We start from the raw sequence: 23,621 nt of genomic DNA on the forward strand, positions 1-23,621 counted from the left end.
GTAAACCTTTTTTTACTACTTAAAACTAATAAATAAATAGTCAATCAGAATTCTATGTCAACACATCTGACATACTTGCAGACTTTTTCATGCAATGTTAGATAGGATAGTACTGATGTATATTTAATAGCGGTAAGTTTATAAGGACTTATAGCGAATAACAAATGCCAATATAAAATAGAGGATTTAATACTTGATTTGGAGGGTTTCTAAAATGGGGAGAGAAAAACTAGTCTTAATTGGAAATGGTATGGCAGGGATCAATTGCATTGAGGAAATCTTAAAAAATCAACCTGATAAATTTGAAATAACGGTTTTTGGGAGTGAACCACATTTCAATTATAATCGAATTCTATTATCTACCGTCTTACAGGGAGCAACCAAGGTTGAAGATATCACTATAAATGGTAGAGGTTGGTACGATGAAAATAATATTCAACTGTTTACTAGTGAGGCGGTTACAAAGGTTGAATTAGATAAAAAAGTTGTAATTACTGAACATAATAGAAAAGTAGCTTACGATAAATTAATATTTGCTACAGGCTCTGTACCGTTTGTTTTACCGATACCAGGAACGGATAAAGAAGGGGTAATTAACTTCCGGACGATAGAGGATTGTCAGAAGATGATTGAACTTTCTAAAAAGCATAAAAAAGCAGCTGTGATTGGAGGTGGCCTATTAGGGCTTGAGGCAGCAAGAGGATTGCTTAATCTTGGAATGGAAGTCGATGTCGTTCATATTGCTCCATTTTTAATGGAAAGACAATTAGACGAAACAGCTGCCAAAATGCTTCAATCGGAGCTTGAAGGTCAAGGAATGAACTTCTTGTTAGAAAAAGTAACAGAAGAAATAATTGGCGAATCACGTGTTGAAGGATTACGTTTTAATGATGGAACGATTTTGGAAGCAGATGTTGTAATTATGGCCGTTGGGGTCAGACCTAATGTCCAAATGGCTAAAGATAGCGGAATTGAAACGAACCGTGCCATTGTTGTTAATGACTTTTTACAAACGAATGTCCCTAATATATATGCAGTTGGGGAATGCGTTGAGCATCGTGGAATGGTGTATGGGCTTGTGAAACCGTTATATGAACAGGGAAGGGTATTAGCTAAACACATCTGTGAGCTAGAGACAGATGGATATGCTGGGTCGACCCTGTCCACTCAATTGAAAATTTCAGGTGTAGATGTGTTTTCTGTTGGTGATTTTATTGGTGATGAAACAACTAAATCAATTACTCAGCATGACCAAGTTGCAGGAAACTATAAAAAAGTTGTTTTGAAAGATGACAAAATAATTGGGGCTGTTTTATTTGGTGATACAAAAGCGGGCAAGCGATTACTAGATATAATTAACAAACAAAAGGTGATCACAGATGACGAAAAAACGTTCATTTTACAACCTTCTGACCCCAACATTTTCCAAGTAGCTTCTATGGAACAAAGCGATCTTATTTGTAACTGTAATGGTGTTACAAAGGGAGCGATCATTGAAGCATGCCAATTACAAGGGTTAAATTCTTTAGACGAAATAAAGAACTGTACAAAAGCCTCCAGTGCTTGTGGTGGCTGTAAACCTTTAGTAACTGATCTATTAGCTTATATTCAAAGTGAAGAATTTGATGAAGTGATTGAAAAAGAAGTCCTTTGTTCTTGTACAACGTTATCGGATGAAGAAATTGTCGCACAAATGCAATTACGTAATTTAAAGTCTGTAAATGAGGTAATGGATAAACTAGGTTGGATGAATAAGCAAGGTTGCTCCACCTGTGTTCCTGCTCTTCAATATTATTTAGGTATGATTTATCCAGAGTATGAAGTGAAACAAGAATCACTTTTTATTAATGAGAGAATGAATGCAACGCTTCAAAGTGATGGCTCCTTTTCTATTACTCCACAAATGTATGGTGGCTTAACAAACTCAGAGGAGCTAAGAAAAATTGCAGATGTCGTTGACCAATATCAAATTCCTCAAGTAGCCGTTACAAGTGAACAAAGAGTTACATTAATGGGTATTAAGGAAAAAGACCTGGAGTCCATTTGGAGTGAATTGGATCTCCCACTAAGTAGTACGTATGGCCATACTGTCCAAAATATTAAAACATGTATTGGTGAAACTGTATGTACATGTGAAAAAGACCAAGCTCTTCATTTAGCGATGGAATTAGAGAAGAAAACGGATTATTTATCCACCCCGTATCGAGTAAAAATGGGTGTGTCCGCTTGTATGCATAATGGAGCAGGATCAACGACAAAGGATATTGGTGTGATTCAGTTTGAACGAGGCTGGGAAATTTATGTTGGCGGCAGCAGTGGACGAAATGTTCGTCCAGGTCAGTTATTATGTGTTGCTGAAACCAAACTAGAAGCCTATGAAATTATTATTGGATTTATTCAATATTACCGTGAAACCGCGAAATACGCAGAAAGGTCTTGGGAGTGGATTGATCGAGTCAATCTATTACATGTAAGAGAAGTATTATTTGATAGTGAATTGAGACAACAACTGATGGCTCGATTAGAACATGATACTACTCAACATAAAAGAGTCTTAGCAAAAAACGTGTAGAACAAACTAGTAAAGGATGGTCCAAATGACAGAAATGTTATTAAGATATTTTAGAACAAAGCAGCAAGAAGTCCAAACAGAGAAGGTTCATGATACACAGTGCCCCTTTTGTAGTATGCAATGTAAGATGGAGCTTATCGAACAATCATCGGTTACGAGAAAAAAGTATTTAACCGTTGGGAAAGATAACCCGACTTCAGAAGGGCGTTTGTGTATTAAAGGATTAAATGCTCACCAGCATGCATTGCATAAAGAACGAATTAAGCATCCTTTATTAAAAGTAGATGGTGAATTTAAACAGATCTCTTGGAAAGAAGCGCTCGAACTCATTAAGGAAAAGTTCACAGAGATCCAAGCAAACTATGGAAAAGATGCTTTGTCTATATATGGAAGTGCGACGATTACAAATGAAGAAGCTTATTTACTTGGTAAATTTGCTCGGGTCGCATTGCAGACAAAGTACATTGATTATAATGGGCGCTTATGTATGTCATCTGCTGCTTCTGCAGCTGCACAAACATTTGGAATGGACCGTGGGTTTACAAATAGCATTAAGGAGATTCCTCATTCAAGATGTCTAGTGCTAGCTGGAACGAATATTGCTGAATGTCAGCCTACGATAATGCCTTACTTCGAGAATGCAAAGGAAAATGGTTCATTTATTATTGCAATTGATCCTAGAGAAACAGCGACTACGCAAATGGCAGATTTGCACTTGAAAGTAAAGCCTGGAATGGATGCGGCTTTAGCAAATGGTTTATTAAAAGTGATCATTGAAGAAGGACTAATTGATGAAACATTTATTGAAAAACGTGTAAATGGATTTGATGAGGTAAAAGACTATGTAACGAGCTTAGATTTAAATGAAATTGCTGATATTACAGGAGTTCCAGTAGATCACATCATCAAGGCAGCGACTGTTTTTGGAAAAGAAGAATCTGGGATGATTTTTACTGCTAGAGGTATCGAACAACAAACAGACGGGTCTACAACTGTCCGAAATTTCCTCAATATTTTACTCGCTACAGGAAAAATCGGTAAGAAATATTCTGGTTTTGGTGCGGTAACAGGACAGGGAAATGGTCAAGGTGCAAGGGAACATGGTCAAAAAGCGGATCAGTTACCAGGATATCGTTCTATTGAAAATGAGGAGCATCGGAAGTACATTGCTAGCATTTGGGGAATTGATGAAAAGGAATTACCTCGTAAAGGAGTGTCTGCCTTTGAGATGATTCAAAAAATGGATGAAGGGGAAATCAAAGGATTATTTCTCATGTGCTCTAATCCAGTTGTTTCAAACCCGAGCGCAGAGTTTGTGAAACAAGCCATCGAGAAATTAGACTTCTTTGTCGCAGTGGATATGTTTGTTTCAGAGACTGCTAGGCTAGCAGATTTGATATTACCAACTACTTCTTACTTAGAAACACCTGGTACAATGACAAATGTTGAAGGAAGAGTCACATTACGAGAAGCAAGCTTTCCGGTTCGTGGTGAGGCCAAACATGACTGGGAGATTATCTGTGAGGTTGCAGAAGCACTTGGCAAGGGAAAATACTTCTCGTTTGCTTCTCCGGAAGAGATTTTTAATGAATTAAGAGAGGCGACTCGTGGGGGAATTGCCGATTATTCAGGGATCACTTATGAGCGTCTTAGAAAGGAAAAAGGAATCTTATGGCCTTGTCCAGATGAGGACCACCCAGGAACAGAAAGGTTATTTCTACAGGAGTTTGCTCATGCGGATGGTAAGGCGTTAATGGCTGTCGTATCGAATACTCCAGAAGTTCCAAAAGAAACGCCGAATGACGAATTTCCATTATATTTAACGACAGGTCGAGTCATGTCTCATTATTTAACAGGGGTTCAAACAAGAAAAAGCTCGACGCTAGCTGCGAGAGATTTCGAATCTTACATGGAAATCCATCCATCAACAGCAGAAAAGTATCAAATAATGGATAATGTACTAGTAAAAATTGAATCAAAAAGAGGTAGCATTGTCGTAAGAAGCAAATGGTCACCAACCATTCGAAAAGATACTGTATTTGTTCCTTTTCACTGGGCTGAAAGTCAAAACGTGAATCGACTTGTTTCTAAGAAACTCGATCCAACCTGTAGAATGCCGGGATTTAAAGTAAGTGCAGTTAAAATTAGTCCAATTGAGAGCTAATTTGATAACTCTCAAATACATCTATATTTGTTATAAAGAAAAAGTAGGATACTAGTTCTAGTTTAAAAGCTCTCCAGTTATGGAAGAGCTTTTTTTTCTAGGTAAACACACATAAAGGTCGGATTGAATATAATATCAAAAAATACGAAGGAAGAGTGATATACATGAAAAAGTTAATTGTGTCGTTACTCTTTAGTCTACTTTTTTCTTCCTTATTTGTTGGGTGTTCATCTTCCGGTGGCAATGAGGAAGTGAAGGTAGCTGAAGTAACACGTTCTATTTTTTATGCACCGTTGTATGCTGCTATTTCTAATGGTTACTTTGAAGATGAGGGGATTGACATTAACCTTACAACAACGTGGGGTGGTGACAATACTATGACAACATTATTATCCGGGGGAGCTGATATTGCGCTAGTCGGTGCAGAAACTTCGATTTATGTTTATGCTCAACAAGCAGATGACCCTGCGATAAACTTCGCTAAATTGACAGCAACTGATGGAACATTCTTAGTTTCACGCGAAAAGATGGATAATTTCGAGTGGGACGATTTAAAAGGGAGTACATTTTTAGGGCAGCGTCGAGGTGGAATGCCACAAATGGTAGGGGAGCATGTTCTAAAGCTGCATGGTATTGATCCACATAAGGACTTAAATTTAATACAAAACATTGATTTTGGGAATATTCCTAGTGCATTTGCTTCAGGTACGGGAGATTTCGTCCAATTATTTGAACCGCAAGCAACAATGTTTGAAAGGGAAGGGATTGGTCATGTCGTAAAATCTTTTGGAACGGAGTCTGGAACAGTTCCTTATACCGTGTTTATGGCAAAACAAAGCTATATTACAAAAAATGAAGATACAGTAGAACGGTTTACAAGGGCTCTATATCGAGCGCAGCAGTGGGTACAAAGTCAGCCAGTTGAAGAAGTTGCAATAGCGATTGAACCGTTTTTTGAAGACACGTCACTTGAAATTATTGAGCAGGTGATTGATCGTTACAAGTCGCAAGGTTCTTACTCACCGACACCACTTCTCGGAGAAGATGCGTGGAACAATTTACAAGATATTATGGATAATGCTGGTGAGTTGCCAGAGCGTGTCGACTATGAACAGTTAGTTAACACAACGATTGCTAACCGAGTTTTACAATAACTTCCATTTCTCCGTATTACGATAAATGTGAGTAATACGGAGATTGGTTCGTTGTTTAAATATGAGATAGGCGGTGGATAACGTATGGCTTATGTATCATTAAAACATATTGACCTTACGTATTTATCAAAAGAGAGAGCAACAACAGCGTTAGAAGGCATTAATCTTTCTATTGAAAAAGGAGAGTTTATTTCGATCATTGGACCAAGCGGCTGTGGAAAAACGACTCTTTTATCCATCATTGGAGGCATCTTAACCCCAACAGCAGGTGATGTTTCAATTGAAGGATTGTCTGTGACTGACCAAAAAACAATTACTGGATATATGCTTCAGCAAGATTATTTATTTCCTTGGCTTACGATTGAGGAAAACATTATTATCGGATTAAAAATTATGGGAAAGCTCACTGATAAAACGCAGGACTATGCGTTGTCGCTTTTGGAGCAAATGGGTTTAGATGAGAAGCGAAAGGAATATCCCAGTCAACTTTCAGGTGGTATGAGACAGCGTGTCGCACTCGTTCGGATGCTCGCGACTAAACCAAAAGTGATGTTATTAGATGAGCCTTTTTCAGCGCTTGATTATCAAACGAAATTGCGATTAGAGGATTTAGTATTTGAAACATTAAAGCAGCAAGGAAAAACAGCTGTCCTTGTCACACATGACATTGGGGAAGCCATTGCTATGAGCGACCGTATTGTTCTACTGTCGGCTAAGCCAGGAAGAATTTATAAAATTTTTGAAGTGCCAGAGGAACTTCGTCTTTTACTTCCTTTTCAAGTAAGAAATGCCACGCAATATAATGAACTCTTTCAATGTATATGGAAGGAGTTGGAAACAATTGAAACGTAATATATCAAAGCTACACGAACAATTTTTACAGAAAAAAAAGAAAGAACGATTTCATGTTTTATTGTGTCAATTATTAATGGTTTTTGCATTTTTTACTTTATGGGAAATCGCATCGAGACTTCGCTGGATTGATCCCTTATTATTTAGTATGCCTTCGAGAATTGGAAAATTGTTTGTTGCGCGTATCTCGGATGGGAGCTTGTTCCTCCATACATCTGTTACTTTATTTGAGACAATATTAGGCTTTTTATTAGGAACAATTTTTGGAACATTACTTGCTGCGATTCTTTGGTGGTCTCCATTTGTATCAAGAGTGCTTGATCCTTTTTTAGTCGTATTAAATTCTATGCCCAAAATTGCGCTCGGTCCGATTTTGATAGTTGGTCTCGGCCCTAGTTTTGCCTCGATTGTTGCAATGGGAATACTCATTTCTCTTATTATTACAACGATTGTCGTCTACACAGCATTCAAAGAAGTCGACAGTAATTACGTAAAAGTAATGCAGACATTCGGAGCATCGAAACCACAGATTTTCAAAACTGTTATTTTACCAGCTTCCTTCCCTACTATCATTTCGACGTTAAAAGTGAATGTCGGTCTAGCATGGGTAGGAGTTATAGTCGGTGAGTTTTTAGTGTCAAAGCAAGGACTAGGATATCTTATTATTTATGGCTTCCAAGTATTTAATTTCACGCTTGTCTTAATGAGTTTGTTCGTTATCGCCATTTTAGCTACAGTTATGTATCAACTAGTCGAATTAATTGAAAAAAAGCTAATAAAACATCATTAATTAAAATTAAAGAAGGCATCGACCAATTTTGTTGTCAATGCCTTCTTTATGATGATTTAACGTCGACTTCGTTCTTCATCAAATAAATCTTTATTATTTTGAGTTCGTTGGATGAGTTGGTTTCGGTCAAAATCCCCTAAAGGTGCTTCAGGATCAACATGAATAAACTCCTCATTTCTATTATATTTAGAATGTTTTTGTTTTCCTAATGATTTATAGCTAATATGAACTTCTTCTAGATATTCAGGTATATCTTCTACTGAAGATGACAGCTTCATGCTGAAGAGCCAAGTTTCGAGTTTATAAGTTCCTCTTGCAGTAATTTGACACAGGTCTTCAAGAGATTGAACCAATTCACTTAAGCAATCTAATCCGTTCCTTAGCATCACAATACCTTTTTCTTTAGCTTTTTGAAGGGAGTGTTCCAACCTATACCAATTATCTTGATAGTGAAATTCAATAAAACAACTATTGCGATCCCAATTGTAATTGAAATCTTCAATCTTTAAGCGCTTCATTACCGAAATAAGCTTTCTTTCACATATATGCTGCTCTTTATGAGGCATCCATTTGAACATACCATACACCTTCCTTGTTTGAGGATTGTATTGTAATCGTGGTTCCTATATACATGTCTTCTACAAAATAATTGAATTTCCTGTTATGACCATTTTACATTTATCGACAATATTTGGTGGCATAGGAAAGTTGTTTTGTACATTTCTTTTTATAAAATCTTTGGAATGGGAATATTCCAATGAAAATTTAACCAACTTATAACATAAATAGGTTTTTTCACTTGAAGAAAGTTTAACTTTTTTAAAGGATTAAAGAGTATAAGAAAAAACACTGATTATCGCTATGGTTGCGGCAAATCGTGTTTTTCTAAGAAGGAAGGTTTTGGTATGAAACAAAATCATCAGTATCCTCCAGCACAAGGTTTATATGACCCTTCATATGAACATGAAGCATGTGGTATTGGACTAATTGCTAATATTAAAGGAAGAAAAACACATGAAATCGTACAATCCGCAGTAAAAATCCTTTGTAATCTTGAACATCGTGGTGGACAAGGGGCAGACACAAGTACTGGAGATGGAGCAGGAATTATGACCCAAATTCCTCATAAGTTCTTTAAACGAGAATGTGAAAAGGAAGACATCGATCTCCCAGATCCTGGACAATATGGGGTTGGTATGATCTTTTTGTCTCCAGATCCGAAAATAAGAAAAAACACTCAAAAAAGGCTTGGGCAAATTGTAGAGGAAGAGGGACAAAAGGTGCTTGGATGGAGAACAGTCCCTCTTAATGATGCGTTTCTTGGCAAACAGGCAACTGAAACGAAGCCGATTATTCGACAAATATTTATTGCACGGAGTCCAAACATTTCTGACATTATGGACTTTGAACGGAAGTTATATATCATTCGAAGAAGAGCAGAGAAAGAAATCCGTGGTGCAAAAGAGTCAGACTATTTTTATACTGCTAGTCTTTCAACAACTACTATTGTATATAAGGGCATGCTAATTCCGGAGCAGATTGATACATTTTATATTGATTTAAACAATCCTGATTATAAAACAGCAATGGCCCTTGTTCATTCGCGTTTTAGTACAAATACCTTTCCAAGCTGGGAAAGATCTCATCCAAATCGATATGTCATCCATAATGGTGAATTTAATACGTTAAAAGGTAATGTAAACTGGATGCGTGCACGCGAAGTATTATGTGAATCAGAGTATTTTAGTGAAGAGGATTTAAATAAGGTGCTTCCTGTGATAGATGAAGAAGGCAGCGATTCATCCATGTTTGATAATTGTTTTGAATTTTTAAGATTGTCTGGACGTTCCCTAGCGCATACTGCGATGATGATGATTCCTGAACCATGGATTAATGACGAAACAATGGATGAAAACAAGCGTAGCTTTTATGAGTATCATAGTTGTCTTATGGAACCATGGGATGGTCCTGCGGCAGTTGTTTATACAGATGGTAAACAAATTGGAGCTTGTCTTGATCGGAATGGATTAAGACCTGCAAGGTATTACTTAACAAAGGATGATCATATTATTTTTTCATCAGAGGTCGGTGTGCTTGATATTCCGCCTGAAGATATCGTTAGTAAGGAGCGTTTAGAGCCAGGAAAAATGCTGCTTGTAGATTTAGAGGAAGGCCGTATTGTTCCTGATGAAGAAATAAAACAGCAAATTTCTACTGAAAAACCCTATCAAGATTGGCTTTCTCAACAATTATTGCATATAGATGACCTTCCTGAAGTTACGGGGCATAAGGTCAATGAAGATCTAAATATCCAGGAACAACAACTGGCATTCGGTTACACAAACGAGGAAAGAGCAAAAGTTTTAAAGCCTATGGTGACAGATGGGATAGATCCAGTTGGATCAATGGGTAACGATACACCACTTGCTGTTCTTTCGAAAAAGCCACAGTTACTATACAACTATTTTAAGCAATTATTTGCTCAGGTCACGAATCCGCCAATAGATGCTATTCGTGAAAAATTGGTAACTGATGTATCAACAACGATTGGAGCCGAAGGAAATCTTGTCGATCCACAGCCTGAAAGCTGTCGAAGGATTCGTTTACACACCCCGATTTTATTTGATCATCAGTTTGAAAAGCTGGCTAATAATCCTTATGAAGATTTTAAAGTAGAACGGTTATCCATATTATTTGATATTGATGATGGAACGTTAAATCCAAAGGAGATTTTAGATCAACTTTTTCGAAAAGCTGATGAAGCAATTCAAAAAGGAGCAAAGTTAATTATTTTAACAGATCGTGGTGTGAACAAAGATAAAGCAGCTATTCCAGCATTACTTGCTGCATCAGGTCTACATCATTATTTAATTAGAACCGGAACTCGGACAAAGGTCAGCATTATTGTAGAATCTGGAGAACCAAGAGTTGTTCACCATTTTGCCTGCCTACTTGGTTACGGGGTTGATGCGATTTATCCTTACCTTGCATATCAGATTTTACACCACATGATTAAGTACGATGAATTACATGACACTTCATATCAAGAGGCGGTCAGTCGCTATATTGAGGCTGCGACAAAAGGTGTCCTTAAAGTATTATCCAAAATGGGAATATCGACAATTCAAAGCTATAGAGGTGCGCAAATATTTGAAGCGATTGGAATTCATATAGATGTGATTGATAAATATTTTAGTCGAACAGCTTCACGGATAGGCGGCATTGATCTTGATATGATATTTAAAGAAGCCATATTGCGCCATCATCGTGGGTTTAAGAGTAAAGTTAAATACCTTGAAGACGGGGACGAATTTCAATGGCGAAAAAATGGAGAAGATCATCAATACAATCCACACACGGTTCATTTATTACAACAGGCCTGTCGTACTGGTAATGAGGAGCTGTATAAACAATATTCTAAATTGTTGACTAATCATGATACGAATTTACAATCAATCCGTGGTTTACTAAAGTTTAAAGATGTTCAGAAGCCAGTTCCACTTGAAGAAGTTGAAGCCGTTGAGAGTATTTTTAAACGGTTTAAAACAGGAGCTATGTCGTATGGATCAATCAGTGAGGAAGCACATGAAAGTCTAGCCATTGCTATGAATCGGATTGGTGGGAGAAGTAATTCAGGAGAAGGTGGCGAAAAGGTAGAACGATTTTCACCAGATCCAAATAATGATTTGCGCAGAAGTGCAATTAAACAAGTTGCTTCGGGGCGTTTTGGTGTAAATAGTCACTATTTAGTTAATTCGGATGAAATCCAAATAAAAATTGCTCAAGGTGCAAAACCAGGTGAGGGTGGACATTTACCTGGGAAAAAGGTTTATCCATGGATTGCTGAAGTGAGAAGATCTACACCAGGGGTTGGGCTTATTTCACCACCTCCACATCATGATATTTATTCGATTGAAGATCTAGCTGAGTTAATTTTAAATTTAAAAAATGCTAATCCAACTGCAAGAATTAGTGTAAAGTTAGTTTCTGCTGTTGGAGTTGGTACAGTTGCTGCAGGTGTCGCAAAAGGACGAGCGGATCTTGTTTTAATCAGCGGATTTGATGGCGGGACAGGTGCTGCGCCGAGAACAAGCATTACACATACTGGCTTGCCCTGGGAAATTGGTCTTGCAGAAACACATCAAACATTAATCTTAAATCAATTGCGTAACCGAATTGTTGTCGAGGCAGACGGGAAAATGATGACAGGACGAGACGTTGTAATCGCTGCTTTACTAGGAGCGGAGGAGTTTGGTTTTGCAACTGCTCCACTTGTAGTCCTTGGCTGTATTTATATGCGGGTTTGCCATTTAGATACATGTCCTGTTGGTGTTGCTACACAAAATCCTGAATTACGAAAAAAGTTCACTGGAGAACCTGAGCATATCGTTAATTTTATGACGTTTGTTGCAAACGAAGTTCGTGAAATTATGGCAGAGCTTGGATTTAGATCAATTAATGAAATGATTGGCCGTACCGATGTATTAGAGGTAAATAAGGCCATAGATCACTGGAAGACAAAAGGTATTGATTTAACACCCCTTTTTCATCAGCCTAATCTTCCAGAAAACACAAATGTATATGCAACGGAACAGCAGTATCATGGGATTGAAAAGTCTCTTGATAAACAAGAGTTAATTCCTTTGTGTGAACCAGCATTAGAAAATAAAGAACCAGTAAAAGCTTCTTTACCGATTTTAAATATTCATCGGTCGGTAGGGACTCTCCTTGGAAGTGAGATTTCCAAGAAATATGGGCTTGATGGTTTACCTGAAGATACGATCAGGTTGAAATTTTCAGGTGCAGCTGGGCAAAGCTTTGGGGCATTTGTTCCTAAAGGAATGACGCTTCTTCTTGAAGGGGATACAAATGATTATGTTGGGAAAGGTTTATCAGGTGGGAAAATAATTGTTTATCCTCCACGCCATTCCACTTTCGTTCCAGAAAAAAATATTATAAGTGGTAACGTAGCCTTTTACGGTGCGACTGCAGGGGAAGGGTATATTCGTGGAGTTGCAGGCGAGCGTTTTTGTGTTCGAAATAGTGGAGCAAATGTAGTCGTTGAAGGTGTAGGTGATCATGGCTGTGAATATATGACAGGCGGTCGAGTCATTATTCTCGGGCCAACTGGAAGGAATTTTGCAGCTGGAATGTCAGGTGGAGTTGCTTATGTATTATGTAATGAAGGAGATAACTTTGAGAATAAATGTAACCAAGAAATGATCTCGCTAGAATCTTTAACAGATCAGGAGGAAGCTGAGGTCGTAAAATCATTAATCCAAAATCATGCGGATTATACAAACAGTACAGTAGCAAAGCGCATTCTGGATCATTGGGATGACTTTTTATTAAGATTCATAAAAGTTATTCCAAAAGATTATCGTGAAATGGAGCATTCAATCAGTCGTCATATGAGCTCAGGATTAACTCGTAAAGAAGCATCGATACAAGCATTTGAAGAGGCTAAAATTGCCGTAAATGAGCGGAAATAAAAGAAAAAAAGGAGGGAAAACCTTGGGAAAAATTACTGGGTTTATGGAATATGACCGTAAACCGTGGCCAGAGCGTGACCCAAGGGGTCGTATAAAAGATTGGAACGATTATACGATCCCGCTAGATGAAAATGAGCTTAAACATCAAGCAGCACGCTGCATGGATTGCGGAATACCGACCTGTCATATGGGTACAGAATTAAATGGGTTAACATCGGGATGTCCCGTTTATCATTTAATTCCCGAATGGAATGATCTAGTCTACGAAGATCAATGGAAGGAAGCTTTAGATCGTGAATTAAAAATGAATAACTTTCCTGAATTTACAGGGATCGCTTGTCCTGCGCCATGTGAAGGCGCGTGTGTTTTAGGGATTAATGAACCACCTGTTGCTATTCGGACTATTGAGCGAGCAATTATTGAAAAAGGGTTTGAAGAAGGGTGGGTTACTCCTAACCCACCTAAACAACGAACAGGAAAACATGTAGCGATCGTTGGTTCGGGTCCAGCAGGTTTGGCCTGTGCTGATCAATTGAACAAGGTTGGCCATCACGTTACTGTATTTGAGCGAGATGATCGTCCTGGTGGTTTACTTACTTACGGGATACCTGAAATGAAGCTTCCATATTCGATTGTAGATAGACGAATTTCTATATTGAAAGAAGAAGGAATTACCTTTACGGTAAGTACAGAAATAGGAACGGACTATCCATTTGATCAACTGAAAGAGGATTTTGATGCAGTCGTCCTTTGTTGCGGAGCTACTGAGCCCCGCCCTGTACAAGCAGAAGGAGAAAATTTAAAAGGAATCCATTATGCAATGGACTTTTTACATGCGAATACGAAAAGCTTACTCAATTCTGAGCATCAAGACGGCAATTATATATCAGCGAAAGATAAAGATGTTATTGTCATTGGTGGAGGGGATACTGGGACGGACTGTATTGCTACCTCGATGAGACATCAATGTAGGAGTTTAGTTCAATTCGATATTTATCCGAAAAAATCAGAAACAAGACAAGACGATAATCCATGGCCAGAGTGGCCGATTATTCATCGGATGGAATATGGTCATAAGGAAGCAGCTGCAGTTTTCGGAGAGGAACCGAAAGCCTATGCCGTAATGACAAAGAAGTTTGTCGGTGATCATGAGGGTCATGTAAAAGAGGTGCATACCGTTAATGTTAAAACATACATTGACGAAAATGGAAATAAACAGCGAAAAGAAATTCCTGGTACTGAAAAGGTTTGGCCAGCTCAGCTCGTCCTTCTTGCAATTGGATTCACTGGACCTGAAAAGAACATTTTGCAAAAATTTGGCGTTGAAGCAGATCAATTTTCTAATGCTAAAGCACAATATGGGGAATTCAAGACCAATATTGAGGGAGTGTTTGCTGCAGGTGATGTACGACGAGGACAAAGTTTAATCGTATGGGCAATAAATGAGGGACGCGGAGCAGCGAGAGAATGTGACCGTTACTTAATGGGGGAAACGGACTTACCCTAATCTCGTCCTTGCTTAATAATTTGGGAGGCCTTGGCTTCCCTTATTTTTTTGGTTTATAAAACAAATAGAGCAATGCACATACTATAGAAACCAACGCTTATAAAAGAAAAGGGGATCACATGTGCATGAATTTAATGAAATCTTTATTCAGATCTTAATATTACTCGCTATCGGTGTTGGCGTGTCAATGATTTCGAACGTCTTTAAACAACCGTATAGTGTAGCCTTAGTCGTCGTTGGGGTCATTATAGGTACTTTACAATTACCTGTGCTTGACCATGCGAAAGAATTTATTACACATTCAACCGTTTTTCAAGTCGTTGTCATTTCTATTTTTTTACCTACTTTATTAGGGGAAGCAACGTTAAAGTTAAAGTTTACAGAAGTAGGGAAACATAAGCTCCCAATTTTATCTCTTGCGCTTGGCGGGACATTTGTTTCATTCCTACTTATTGGTATTGCAGTGTATTTCCTTTTGGAATTACCGCTACCCGTTGCTTTTACCTTTGCAGCATTAATGAGCGCTACCGATCCAATTAGCGTATTGTCGATTTTTAAAAGATTAGGGGTTCCTAAAAAGCTCACAACCGTCATCGAAGGAGAATCGTTAATAAATGATGAATAGCTGTCGTTTTATTTATGATTGCCTCCACCTATTTATTATCGTATATGGAAATGGGCTGGGTTGGCCTTGGCAGTGGTATCGTTTTATTTTTCAAATTTGCATTAGGCGGTCTCATTGTCGGTGCGGCATTTGGATTGATTGCATCCTATATCATTAAAACGATTGATGATTATCCTTTTGAAATTACGATCTCATTACTCGTTTTTTTTGGAAGCTTCTTTACAGCTGAACTTATTCATGTTAGTGGGGTGATTTCGGTTGTCACAGCTGGGTTGATTTTTGGAAATTTTGGTGGTGCCATTGGCATGAGTGATGTTACAAAATTAAATATTAATAGCTTTTGGGAAGTAATAGCATTTATTGCCAATTCACTTATTTTCTTAATGGTTGGTCTAGAGGTTAATCGTATTGATTTAACAGGTAAATGGGGAATGATTCTAATAGCGATTATAATCGTTATTTTATCGAGGAGTATTTCCGTATATGCTAGTTTGCTTTTAGTAAAAACCGTTCCTCTGAAATATAAACATATTTTAAATTGGGGAGGATTAAAAGGGAGTTTATCAATTGCTTTAGCATTGAGTTTACCTTATGACTTTACAGGGAGGGATGATGTATTAGTCCTTGCTTTAAGTGTTGTCCTGTTTTCCTTAATCGGTCAAGGCTTAACGATTAAACCGCTCATCATGAAACTCGGAATAATTAGCAATGATGAAAGAATTATTGAGTATGAAACGATGATTGCGCAAATGTATCGTTACCAAAAAGCAATCGCCTCATGGGGGGAAATGAAGGAGAATTCATTTTTATCTGATCAGGTATACATGGAGTTAAAAAATAAATACGAAACTAAAAGAGATGAACTGCAAAAACAACTTGAATATCTATATGAACAATGCCCAGAAATTAAAGAAAGCCAAGTTAGACGTGCTGAGCGAAATTCCTTGTATACAGAATATCAAGCGATTAAGGATTTAATAAATCGAGAAATTATTTCAGGCTCTGTTGGTAAAAAACATAAACAAGAGTTAATCGATAAAATAGAAGACATTGAATCGTATTAAAAGGAGAGATAATGATTTACGAAAATATCATAAAAAAAATTTATGAACTACCTTTAAAATATATATTTTTTATTTTTTGAAGGCTGAGATATACTAAATTTAATTAAAAATTTAAAATTATCAAAAAAAGGAGGTGAAAGTTAGCTGGTGTCAAATAAGAAAAAGAACTTAGACATTATTAAACATTTGCAAGATCATCGTTCGATAAGACAATTTACAAATGAAAAAATACCGAAGGAAGACATTGAGCAAATTATTCTAAGTGCTCAAGCTGCCCCATCCTCGAGTCATGGTCAAGCATATTCTGTTATCTGCGTAACCGAAGAAGAAAAAAAGTCAAAATTAGCAGAATACGCTGGTGGTCAACAACAAGTTGAAAACTGCTCCCATTTTTTTGTTTTTTGCGCAGACCTTCATCGATTAGAAAAAATTGCTCGTCGATCAAATATAAACATGAAAGAACCTTTAGATAGTACAGAAATGTTTTTAATTGCAACAGTAGATGCAACAATAGTTGCACAAAATACCGCTGTTGCAGCAGAAGCGCTTGGTTTAGGAATTGTTTATATTGGTGGATTGAGAAATAATCCAGATAAAGTGAGTGATTTGTTAAAGTTACCATATCGTTGTTACCCCGTTTTTGGGATGTGTATTGGTTACCCTGATTCGAAGAACATTCCAGAAAAGAAACCAAGGTTACCTCATAAGGCTGTTTTCTATAAAAATGAATATCTGAATTTCGAGAAAACGCTTACGTATATTGAAGAATATGACGAAATAATGAAAACTTATTATGAAAAAAGAACGAACGGAAAACGAAGTGACACTTGGTCTGAAACGATGATTGACAAAAGGAAAATCCCCAGAAGACTTCATCTAAAGTCATTTTTAAAGGATAGGGGATTTCCTCTAATTTAGTTAGTAATGTAACAAAAGTTATTAGTAGTTACGAACATTTTTTGTAGAGGGAGAGCCATTTTTATGAGAATGTTTGAATATCAAGCTAAATCACTTTTTAAGCTAGAAGGTCTAAGTGTCCCTAAGTCCACGGTATTATATAAAAAATCTGATATTCCTAAGGCGATTGATGAAATCGGATTACCGCTTTTTTTGAAGGTACAGACTTTAATAGGTGGGAGGGGAAAGGCTGGGGGAATTCAAGTTGTTTATACTAAAGATGAAGTTGAACAATTTTATGAGAGAATGATAGGGACTTTTATAAATGGAAAAAAGGTGGAATCAATCTTAGCTGAAAAAATGGTTCAATTTGATACGGAATATTATCTCAGTTTTATATTTGACTCACCAAATAGAGAAATTAAAATGCTATTTTCAACTAGTGGCGGTGTAGATATAGAGGAAAACATTTCTAACCTTTTTGTCCATGAAATTCAAAATAAACATCACTTTGATAAATTTAAAATTATAGAAATCCTTTCACGAGCAAGCATACCAAAAGAGTGTTGGAATCAGTTCATCTTAACGATAAATAAACTATATGAACTATTTTTGAAATATGATTGTACATTATTAGAAATTAACCCATTTGTAATGACTCCTAATAAAGAAATCAAAATTCTAGATGTCCATTTATACATTGATGACAATGCAATCCCTCGACAAGATGTAGCAAAAGAAATTGTAGAAAAAATGCCAACCATATACCCTCAATTATGGTACAAAATCAAGCATGGATTCGATTTAGTAACATTAAACTCGAAAGGAACTGTAGGTCTTCTTTCAACAGGGGCAGGATTAACAATGGCTATCATTGATGAATTACAAAGCCGTAATATAGAGCCAATTAATTTTTCGGATGTTCGCTCAGGACAATTAAAAGGGGACGCTACTCGTTTAATTCTTATTTTAAAAGAGTTAAAAGACAAAAAGAATTTATCATGTATTTTTGTCAGTATTTTTGCAGGAATTACTGATTTGGCTGAGTTTGCTAAGCTTTTATTAGAAGCAAAAAAGCAAGTAGCCCTACCAGATAAAGTGAACTGGGTGATCCGGTTAGAAGGTAATAATTTTGAACAGGCGAAAGTCATTTTAGAAAGTGAAAAATTGTTTGTTACAAATAGCTTAGAGGATGCCTTAGAAAGGGTCAATCAGGAGGTAAAGGGGGTTAAAAATCGTTGAGTGTGTTAATTAATGAAAAAACTCGTGTTTTAGTTCAAGGTCTAACAAGTAATACTGCTAAAAATCATGCATTAAATATGGTTCAAAACAATACAAAAATCATCGCAGGTGTCGTACCTACAAAAGGAGGAACTTTTACAGAAGGCTGGCCAATTTATGACACGGTGAGACAGACCATTGAACATCACGATATTGATCTTTCCCTTATTTATGCGCCCCCAAAATATGCTGCTGAAGCCATAATTGAAAGTATTGAAGCTGAAATTAATCTAATTGTATGTGTGACAGAGGGAATTCCCCTTAACGATATGTTAGATGTATATAATCGATTAATAAATTCAAAGTCAATTTTGGTAGGTCCATGTTCGCCAGGTCTTACATCGCCTGGAAAGTCGAAAGTAGGATTTATTCCCGATAAGGTTTGTTTACCTGGGAATGTTGGAGTAATAGGCAAAAGTGGAACATTAACCTATGAAATTTGTTATCAGCTTAGGAAAAATGGATTAGGTCAATCGACGATCATTGGAATAGGTGGGGACCCAATTAAGGGACTTACTTTTAGGGATGCCATTGAATTATTTGAACACGATAATGAAACAGACATTATTGTAATGGTTGGCGAAATTGGTGGTAGAGATGAAGAAATAGCTGCTGAATATGTAAATACATTTGGGTCAAAACCAGTCATTGCTTATATAGCAGGAAAAACGGCCCCAGAGGATGTACAAATGGGACATGCGGGAGCAATGATCTCACATAACCAAGGGGGATATGAAGGAAAAGTTAAAGCTCTGAAAGAAAACGGGATACACGTAGCACACTCTGTAACCGATGTTTCAAAACTGATAAAACAATTACAAGTTTAATAATAATGATGGATTTTGAAAGCGTTAACAAAACCGAGTTTTTACAAAAATGACTAGTAAGGGGAGGCATTATGGCTATGCTTGAAACAAACACCTCTGTTTCGGATGAACAGAAAATGTTAGTCAAAACGGTACGAGAGATTACGGAAAAAGAATTTAAGCCAAAAGCTGCTGAACTAACTGACACAGGAGAATTTCCCTTTGAAAATATGAAAGTATTAGGAGAACTCGGATTATTAGGGATTTCGATTCCGGAAGAATACGGGGGCTCAGAAGGCACTGTGATGGATGCAGTTCTTATCCTTGAAGAGATTGCCAAAGGCTGTTATATCACTGCGATGGCAGTGCTAGGCGAAATTGGTGTCCAATCAAAAGCGATTGTAGCCTATGGATCTGAGGCGATAAAACAAAAGTATCTACCAAGTATCGCTAAAGGCCAAACGACGTTAGCTATTTGTATTACAGAACCAAATACAGGGTCAGACGCAGCGAATATGACTACAAATGCAGTTGACCAGGGGGATCATTTTGTTGTCAATGGTGTAAAAACGATGATTAGTAGAGCAGATGTTGCGGACCTATTTTTAATGTTTACACGTTTTGAAGGGACACCAGGACATAAAGGAATCGGCTGCATACTAATTGATAAAGGTACGCCAGGTCTGCATATTAAGCAAGGTTTTAAAACAATGGGTGGTGAGTACTTATGGGAGGTGGTTCTAGAGGATTGTATTGTTCTTAAAGAAAATCTATTAGTACTAGAAGACGGGTTTAAAAAGTTAATGACTGCATTTAATACTCAAAGGTGTTTAAATGCTTCAATATGCCTTGGCCTCGCTGAGGGAGCATTTAATGAAGCATTAAGCTACACGAAAGAAAGAGAACAGTTTGGACAACCGATTGCCGACTTCCAAGGTATCCAATGGATGCTATCTGAAATGTATGTAGATATTGAGGCGAGTAAAGCTCTCCTATATCGTGCTGCTAGAAATGCGGGCCGTGGTTTCCCTGATAAGCTTGAAGCTTCAATTGCAAAATTTCATACCAATGAAATGGCCATTAGGGTAACAAATCAAGCGTTGCAACTACATGGCGGCTATGGATATACAAAGGAATATCCTGTTGAACGAATGGTCCGTGGTGCCAGATTTGGAGCAATTGGCGGTGGAACTTCACAGGTACAAAAAAACTTAATTGCAAGAGAACTATTAAAATCAAAAAGAGTGTTTTAAGTATAAAGAATTTATAAAACACATATTATGGGTCTTCATTATTTAAGTAAGAAAATTAAAGGGGGAATATTTAATGTTGAAAAAAGTATTGCTTCCGAGCTTAGTCTTACTATTAATGTCTATTTTACTTATTGGATGTGGTTCTGAACCTACGAATGAAACACAAAATGAAACTCCTAACGAAGAGACACCTCAAAATTCCGGTAATGAGCAAGCGCAAGAAGACGTATCCACAGATGATTATCCTAATGAGCCTCTTAATATTATCATCCCTTTTTCTCCAGGTGTAGCTGGTGACACATTTGTACGAACGTTTGCAAGAGCTGCTGAAAGTTATCTTGGGCAAAATATAGTTCCGATTAATCGTGATGGTGGAAGCGGTATGATTGGCGTAGTTGAAGCATTAAATGCTGACCCTGATGGATATACAATCGTATATCAAAGTTCAACATTACCTTATAAACTAGCAGCAGGAGAGGCCCCTTTTGAAACTTCTGATTTAGTTGCTATTTCAACCATTAATGCTGACTACCAAGTACTAGCAGTAAGAGACGATAGTCCTTTTGAAACATTTGAAGATTTTAAAAAATATGCTGAAGAGAACCCTGGTAAATTAAATATTTCTGGTTCGGGAAGTAAAGGAACAAATCATGTTCTTTACATGAAAATGGTAGAAGGAGCAGGAATCGAAGCTAACTATGTTACCTATGCTGGTGGAAGTCAGTCACTAACAGCTGTCCTAGGCGGGGAAGTTGATGCATTAGTAGGCTCAAGCTCAGTCGTTAACCAATATGTAGATACAGGTGAGGTTCGCATTCTAGCCGTAACAGGAAATGAACGAGCTGAAAACCGTCCAGATATCCCAACATTTAAAGAACTAGGGGTTACAAATATTGAAGATGAATTTATTTGGAGAGGTTTCTTCGGACATAAAGATATTCCACAAGAAAGGCTAGAAAAATTAAATGAAATTATCGGGCAAGCAATCCAAGATCCAATTTGGTTAGAATACATGGAAGCACAAAACCAAATGAACTTCTATAAAGATGCAACAGAAGCAACCGACTTTTTTAATAACTTCACTGAAGATGCAAAAGTCATTTTTGAAAATCTTGAATAATATTTCCTTCTGGGGGATTGGCTTTCCAATTCCCCCTCTCACAACTATAAGAATGGAGGGGAAAGATTTGAGTTATAAAATCGCGTCATACGTTTCCTTTTTATTTTTTGGTATTATAGGAGTTTGGTTTTATACCTCTTCATTAGCTTTGCCGACAGTAACGAGAGGAATGGGGCCAGGTTATTTTCCTAAAGCGATAAGTATTTTAATTATTATTACATGTATCGTTGGGATTTTTACAACATTCAGAAAAACGGATGAACGGGTAGAGCTACCAAATATTAAGTATATGGTCTCAATGACGGTATTAACGATTCTATTTGTTTTTATTTGGGCAAAGACGGGGATTTTTTACCTCTCCTCATTTATTTTAGTATTTATTCTATTGTATATGTTTAATCAAACAAAACATTCAATGAAGAAGGTCCTGAATTCTCTGACCATATCAATCATTATCATTCTTTCTATTTATGTAATCTTTGATTATTTACTTAATGTTAGATTTTAGTGGATTCGGGAGGTATTAAATGGATATTATAACTCTTGATTTATCAATGTTATTTACTTTTGAAAATCTATTATTCATTATTTTTGGTACACTTTTTGGACTTTTAGCTGGAGCTTTGCCAGGACTTGGGGCAACAATATCGATTGCATTATTATTACCGCTTACTTACAGTATGTCACCTATAGCAGCCATTTTGATGTTGGTAGCTGTTTACCAAGCAGCAGAGTATGGCGGGTCTATATCATCCATCATCCTAGGGGTGCCAGGTACACCGGCTGCTGTTGCAACCGCTATTGATGGAAATGCATTATCAAAGAAGGGATTTCCGGGAAAGGCGTTAGGTTATTCAATTACAGCATCATTCATAGGTGGACTGATAGGTAGTATTATTTTAATGTTACTTGCATTGCCATTATCTAAATTAACCATTCAGTTTGGAGCCTCCGAATTTTTTTTACTAGGTATATTAGGTTTAGTTTGTGTCGTTAGTCTAAGTTCTAAAGATATCCCTAAAAGTATCATCTCTGTTCTATTAGGCTTAATTATAGGAATGATCGGAATGGATGTGTTAACAGGTGCAACGCGATTTACGGCCGGCAGTATGTATCTAATGGAAGGGTTTCCTTTAATCCCATTACTTGTCGGGATGTTTGCCATTTCAGAAATATTAATGATGTTAACGGATGAGCTTCAAAAACGATATGTTAATGATACAAAAAATATTAAAACAAAAATTACATGGCAAGAGTTCAAAGGGATTAGAAATAATACCGCAAAGGGTTCTATCATTGGAGCACTGGCGGGTGTTATTCCTGGTTTAGGCGCAGGTCCAGCCTCATGGATAGCATATACAGAAGCAAAGAGGACGTCAAAAAATCCAGAAAATTTCGGGAAAGGGGAGCCAAATGGAATTGCAGCCCCTGAATCAGCAAATAATGCAGTGGTTGGTGGTGCCCTAGTCCCTTTATTAACGTTAGGAATTCCAGGATCTCCAGCGACAGCTGTAATTTTGGGCGCATTCCTTATCCATGGTATTCAACCAGGTCCTCGCGTATTTAATGAAGACCCAAATTTAATCTATAGTATATTTATAGGTTTTATGATTACGGCCTTTGTAATGTATATATTAGGAAAATATACAACATCTTTATTTGCTAGAGTACTAACTATTCCTAATTACGTACTTCTCCCAATTATAACAATGGTAGCTTTAATCGGTGCCTATGTAGCAAGAGGATCTATTTTTGATGTTTGGGTTGCAATTGGTGCAGGTATAGTCGCCTTCTTTATGAGAAATTTAGATTATTCCTTACCGGCATTCATTTTGGCATTTGTATTAAGTCCATTAATAGAAGAAAGTTTACGACGTGCCCTATTACTCTCGGATGGCAGCTTTAGTATTTTTTTTACAAGAGGATATAGCATTGTAATCATTATTCTAATAGTAGCTTTAATAGGTAGTAAGATTCTTGGCACACTGAAAAAGAAAAACGTACCTAAGGACCCAGAAGATATGAATGTGACATAACAATAATG

General features: G+C 37.1%; 17 protein-coding genes. 16 read left to right on the forward strand and 1 reads right to left on the reverse strand.

The genetic code is table 11. From position 1 onward, the window contains the following. Positions 1-214 precede the first annotated feature (214 nt). From nirB to J0N78_RS18445, 5 genes are all read left to right on the forward strand, one after another. Entirely contained in the window at positions 215-2,572 is a 2,358-nt protein-coding gene (nirB, locus tag J0N78_RS18425) for a nitrite reductase large subunit NirB (protein WP_209124569.1), read from the forward strand. Positions 2,573-2,597: 25 nt separating this feature from the next. After that, on the forward strand, positions 2,598-4,736 hold the full coding sequence (gene nasC / locus J0N78_RS18430; protein ID WP_209124570.1) for an assimilatory nitrate reductase catalytic subunit NasC: 2,139 nt from the start codon (positions 2,598-2,600) through the stop codon (positions 4,734-4,736). Between the two features lie 164 nt (positions 4,737-4,900). Beyond that, positions 4,901-5,890: an ABC transporter substrate-binding protein gene (locus tag J0N78_RS18435; RefSeq protein WP_209124571.1), complete on the forward strand. Its 990-nt coding sequence runs from the start codon at positions 4,901-4,903 to the stop codon at positions 5,888-5,890. Between the two features lie 84 nt (positions 5,891-5,974). Next, positions 5,975-6,742 (forward strand): ABC transporter ATP-binding protein, encoded by a 768-nt coding sequence (locus J0N78_RS18440; protein ID WP_209124572.1) that lies wholly within the window; start codon positions 5,975-5,977, stop codon positions 6,740-6,742. Further along, positions 6,693-7,532 carry an ABC transporter permease gene (locus tag J0N78_RS18445; protein WP_209124649.1) on the forward strand — a complete coding sequence of 280 codons (840 nt, stop codon included), beginning with the start codon at positions 6,693-6,695 and terminating at the stop codon, positions 7,530-7,532. The genes J0N78_RS18440 and J0N78_RS18445 overlap by 50 nt, the downstream gene beginning before the upstream one ends. Positions 7,533-7,588: 56 nt before the next feature. On the opposite strand, the gene J0N78_RS18450 is transcribed toward J0N78_RS18445, so the two are convergent. After that, entirely contained in the window at positions 7,589-8,110 is a 522-nt protein-coding gene (locus tag J0N78_RS18450) for a hypothetical protein (RefSeq protein ID WP_209124573.1), read from the reverse strand. A gap of 327 nt (positions 8,111-8,437) precedes the next feature. Between J0N78_RS18450 and gltB the strand changes: the two genes are divergently transcribed. The 11 genes from gltB (at position 8,438) to J0N78_RS18500 (ending at position 23,613) form a co-directional block, all read left to right on the forward strand. After that, a complete protein-coding gene (gltB, locus tag J0N78_RS18455) occupies positions 8,438-13,024 on the forward strand; it encodes a glutamate synthase large subunit (protein ID WP_209124574.1) in 4,587 nt (1,528 codons plus the stop codon). A 22-nt stretch (positions 13,025-13,046) separates the two neighbouring features. Beyond that, positions 13,047-14,531 (forward strand): glutamate synthase subunit beta, encoded by a 1,485-nt coding sequence (locus J0N78_RS18460; RefSeq protein WP_209124575.1) that lies wholly within the window; start codon positions 13,047-13,049, stop codon positions 14,529-14,531. A gap of 121 nt (positions 14,532-14,652) precedes the next feature. Then, a complete protein-coding gene (locus J0N78_RS26400) occupies positions 14,653-15,156 on the forward strand; it encodes a cation:proton antiporter domain-containing protein (protein WP_307794969.1) in 504 nt (167 codons plus the stop codon). Positions 15,157-15,170: 14 nt separating this feature from the next. Further along, a complete protein-coding gene (locus tag J0N78_RS26405) occupies positions 15,171-16,220 on the forward strand; it encodes a cation:proton antiporter (RefSeq protein ID WP_307794970.1) in 1,050 nt (349 codons plus the stop codon). Between the two features lie 147 nt (positions 16,221-16,367). Beyond that, positions 16,368-17,138, forward strand: coding sequence for an oxygen-insensitive NADPH nitroreductase (gene nfsA / locus J0N78_RS18470; RefSeq protein ID WP_307794971.1), 771 nt, complete (start codon positions 16,368-16,370; stop codon positions 17,136-17,138). Between the two features lie 63 nt (positions 17,139-17,201). Then, positions 17,202-18,359 carry an ATP-grasp domain-containing protein gene (locus tag J0N78_RS18475; protein ID WP_209124576.1) on the forward strand — a complete coding sequence of 386 codons (1,158 nt, stop codon included), beginning with the start codon at positions 17,202-17,204 and terminating at the stop codon, positions 18,357-18,359. A gap of 2 nt (positions 18,360-18,361) precedes the next feature. Further along, entirely contained in the window at positions 18,362-19,225 is an 864-nt protein-coding gene (gene sucD, locus J0N78_RS18480; RefSeq protein WP_307794973.1) for a succinate--CoA ligase subunit alpha, read from the forward strand. A gap of 71 nt (positions 19,226-19,296) precedes the next feature. Continuing rightward, positions 19,297-20,457, forward strand: a complete 1,161-nt coding sequence (locus J0N78_RS18485; RefSeq protein WP_209124578.1) for an acyl-CoA dehydrogenase family protein — start codon at positions 19,297-19,299, stop codon at positions 20,455-20,457. A 73-nt stretch (positions 20,458-20,530) separates the two neighbouring features. Continuing rightward, positions 20,531-21,577 (forward strand): Bug family tripartite tricarboxylate transporter substrate binding protein, encoded by a 1,047-nt coding sequence (locus J0N78_RS18490; RefSeq protein ID WP_209124581.1) that lies wholly within the window; start codon positions 20,531-20,533, stop codon positions 21,575-21,577. 67 nt (positions 21,578-21,644) lie between these two features. After that, positions 21,645-22,085 carry a tripartite tricarboxylate transporter TctB family protein gene (locus J0N78_RS18495; protein ID WP_209124583.1) on the forward strand — a complete coding sequence of 147 codons (441 nt, stop codon included), beginning with the start codon at positions 21,645-21,647 and terminating at the stop codon, positions 22,083-22,085. A 19-nt stretch (positions 22,086-22,104) separates the two neighbouring features. After that, positions 22,105-23,613, forward strand: coding sequence for a tripartite tricarboxylate transporter permease (locus tag J0N78_RS18500; RefSeq protein ID WP_209124586.1), 1,509 nt, complete (start codon positions 22,105-22,107; stop codon positions 23,611-23,613). Positions 23,614-23,621: the final 8 nt, after the last annotated feature.

Origin of the sequence: Alkalihalobacillus sp. BA299, assembly GCF_017745675.1 — a bacterium.
Lineage (GTDB): Bacteria > Bacillota > Bacilli > Bacillales > Bacillaceae_F > Alkalihalobacterium.

What these genes read in the sequence shown, in the direction of transcription:
- nirB (WP_209124569.1), top strand. Translation starts at nt 215, where the DNA reads ATGGGGAGAGAAAAACTAGTCTTAATTGGAAATGGTATGGCAGGGATC.
- J0N78_RS26405 (WP_307794970.1), top strand. Translation starts at nt 15,171, where the DNA reads ATGATTGCCTCCACCTATTTATTATCGTATATGGAAATGGGCTGGGTT.
- J0N78_RS18450 (WP_209124573.1), bottom strand. Translation starts at nt 8,110, where the DNA reads ATGTTCAAATGGATGCCTCATAAAGAGCAGCATATATGTGAAAGAAAG.
- gltB (WP_209124574.1), top strand. Translation starts at nt 8,438, where the DNA reads ATGAAACAAAATCATCAGTATCCTCCAGCACAAGGTTTATATGACCCT.
- J0N78_RS18485 (WP_209124578.1), top strand. Translation starts at nt 19,297, where the DNA reads ATGGCTATGCTTGAAACAAACACCTCTGTTTCGGATGAACAGAAAATG.
- nasC (WP_209124570.1), top strand. Translation starts at nt 2,598, where the DNA reads ATGACAGAAATGTTATTAAGATATTTTAGAACAAAGCAGCAAGAAGTC.
- J0N78_RS18445 (WP_209124649.1), top strand. Translation starts at nt 6,693, where the DNA reads ATGAACTCTTTCAATGTATATGGAAGGAGTTGGAAACAATTGAAACGT.
- J0N78_RS18490 (WP_209124581.1), top strand. Translation starts at nt 20,531, where the DNA reads ATGTTGAAAAAAGTATTGCTTCCGAGCTTAGTCTTACTATTAATGTCT.
- J0N78_RS18500 (WP_209124586.1), top strand. Translation starts at nt 22,105, where the DNA reads ATGGATATTATAACTCTTGATTTATCAATGTTATTTACTTTTGAAAAT.
- J0N78_RS18440 (WP_209124572.1), top strand. Translation starts at nt 5,975, where the DNA reads ATGGCTTATGTATCATTAAAACATATTGACCTTACGTATTTATCAAAA.
- J0N78_RS18475 (WP_209124576.1), top strand. Translation starts at nt 17,202, where the DNA reads ATGAGAATGTTTGAATATCAAGCTAAATCACTTTTTAAGCTAGAAGGT.
- J0N78_RS18435 (WP_209124571.1), top strand. Translation starts at nt 4,901, where the DNA reads ATGAAAAAGTTAATTGTGTCGTTACTCTTTAGTCTACTTTTTTCTTCC.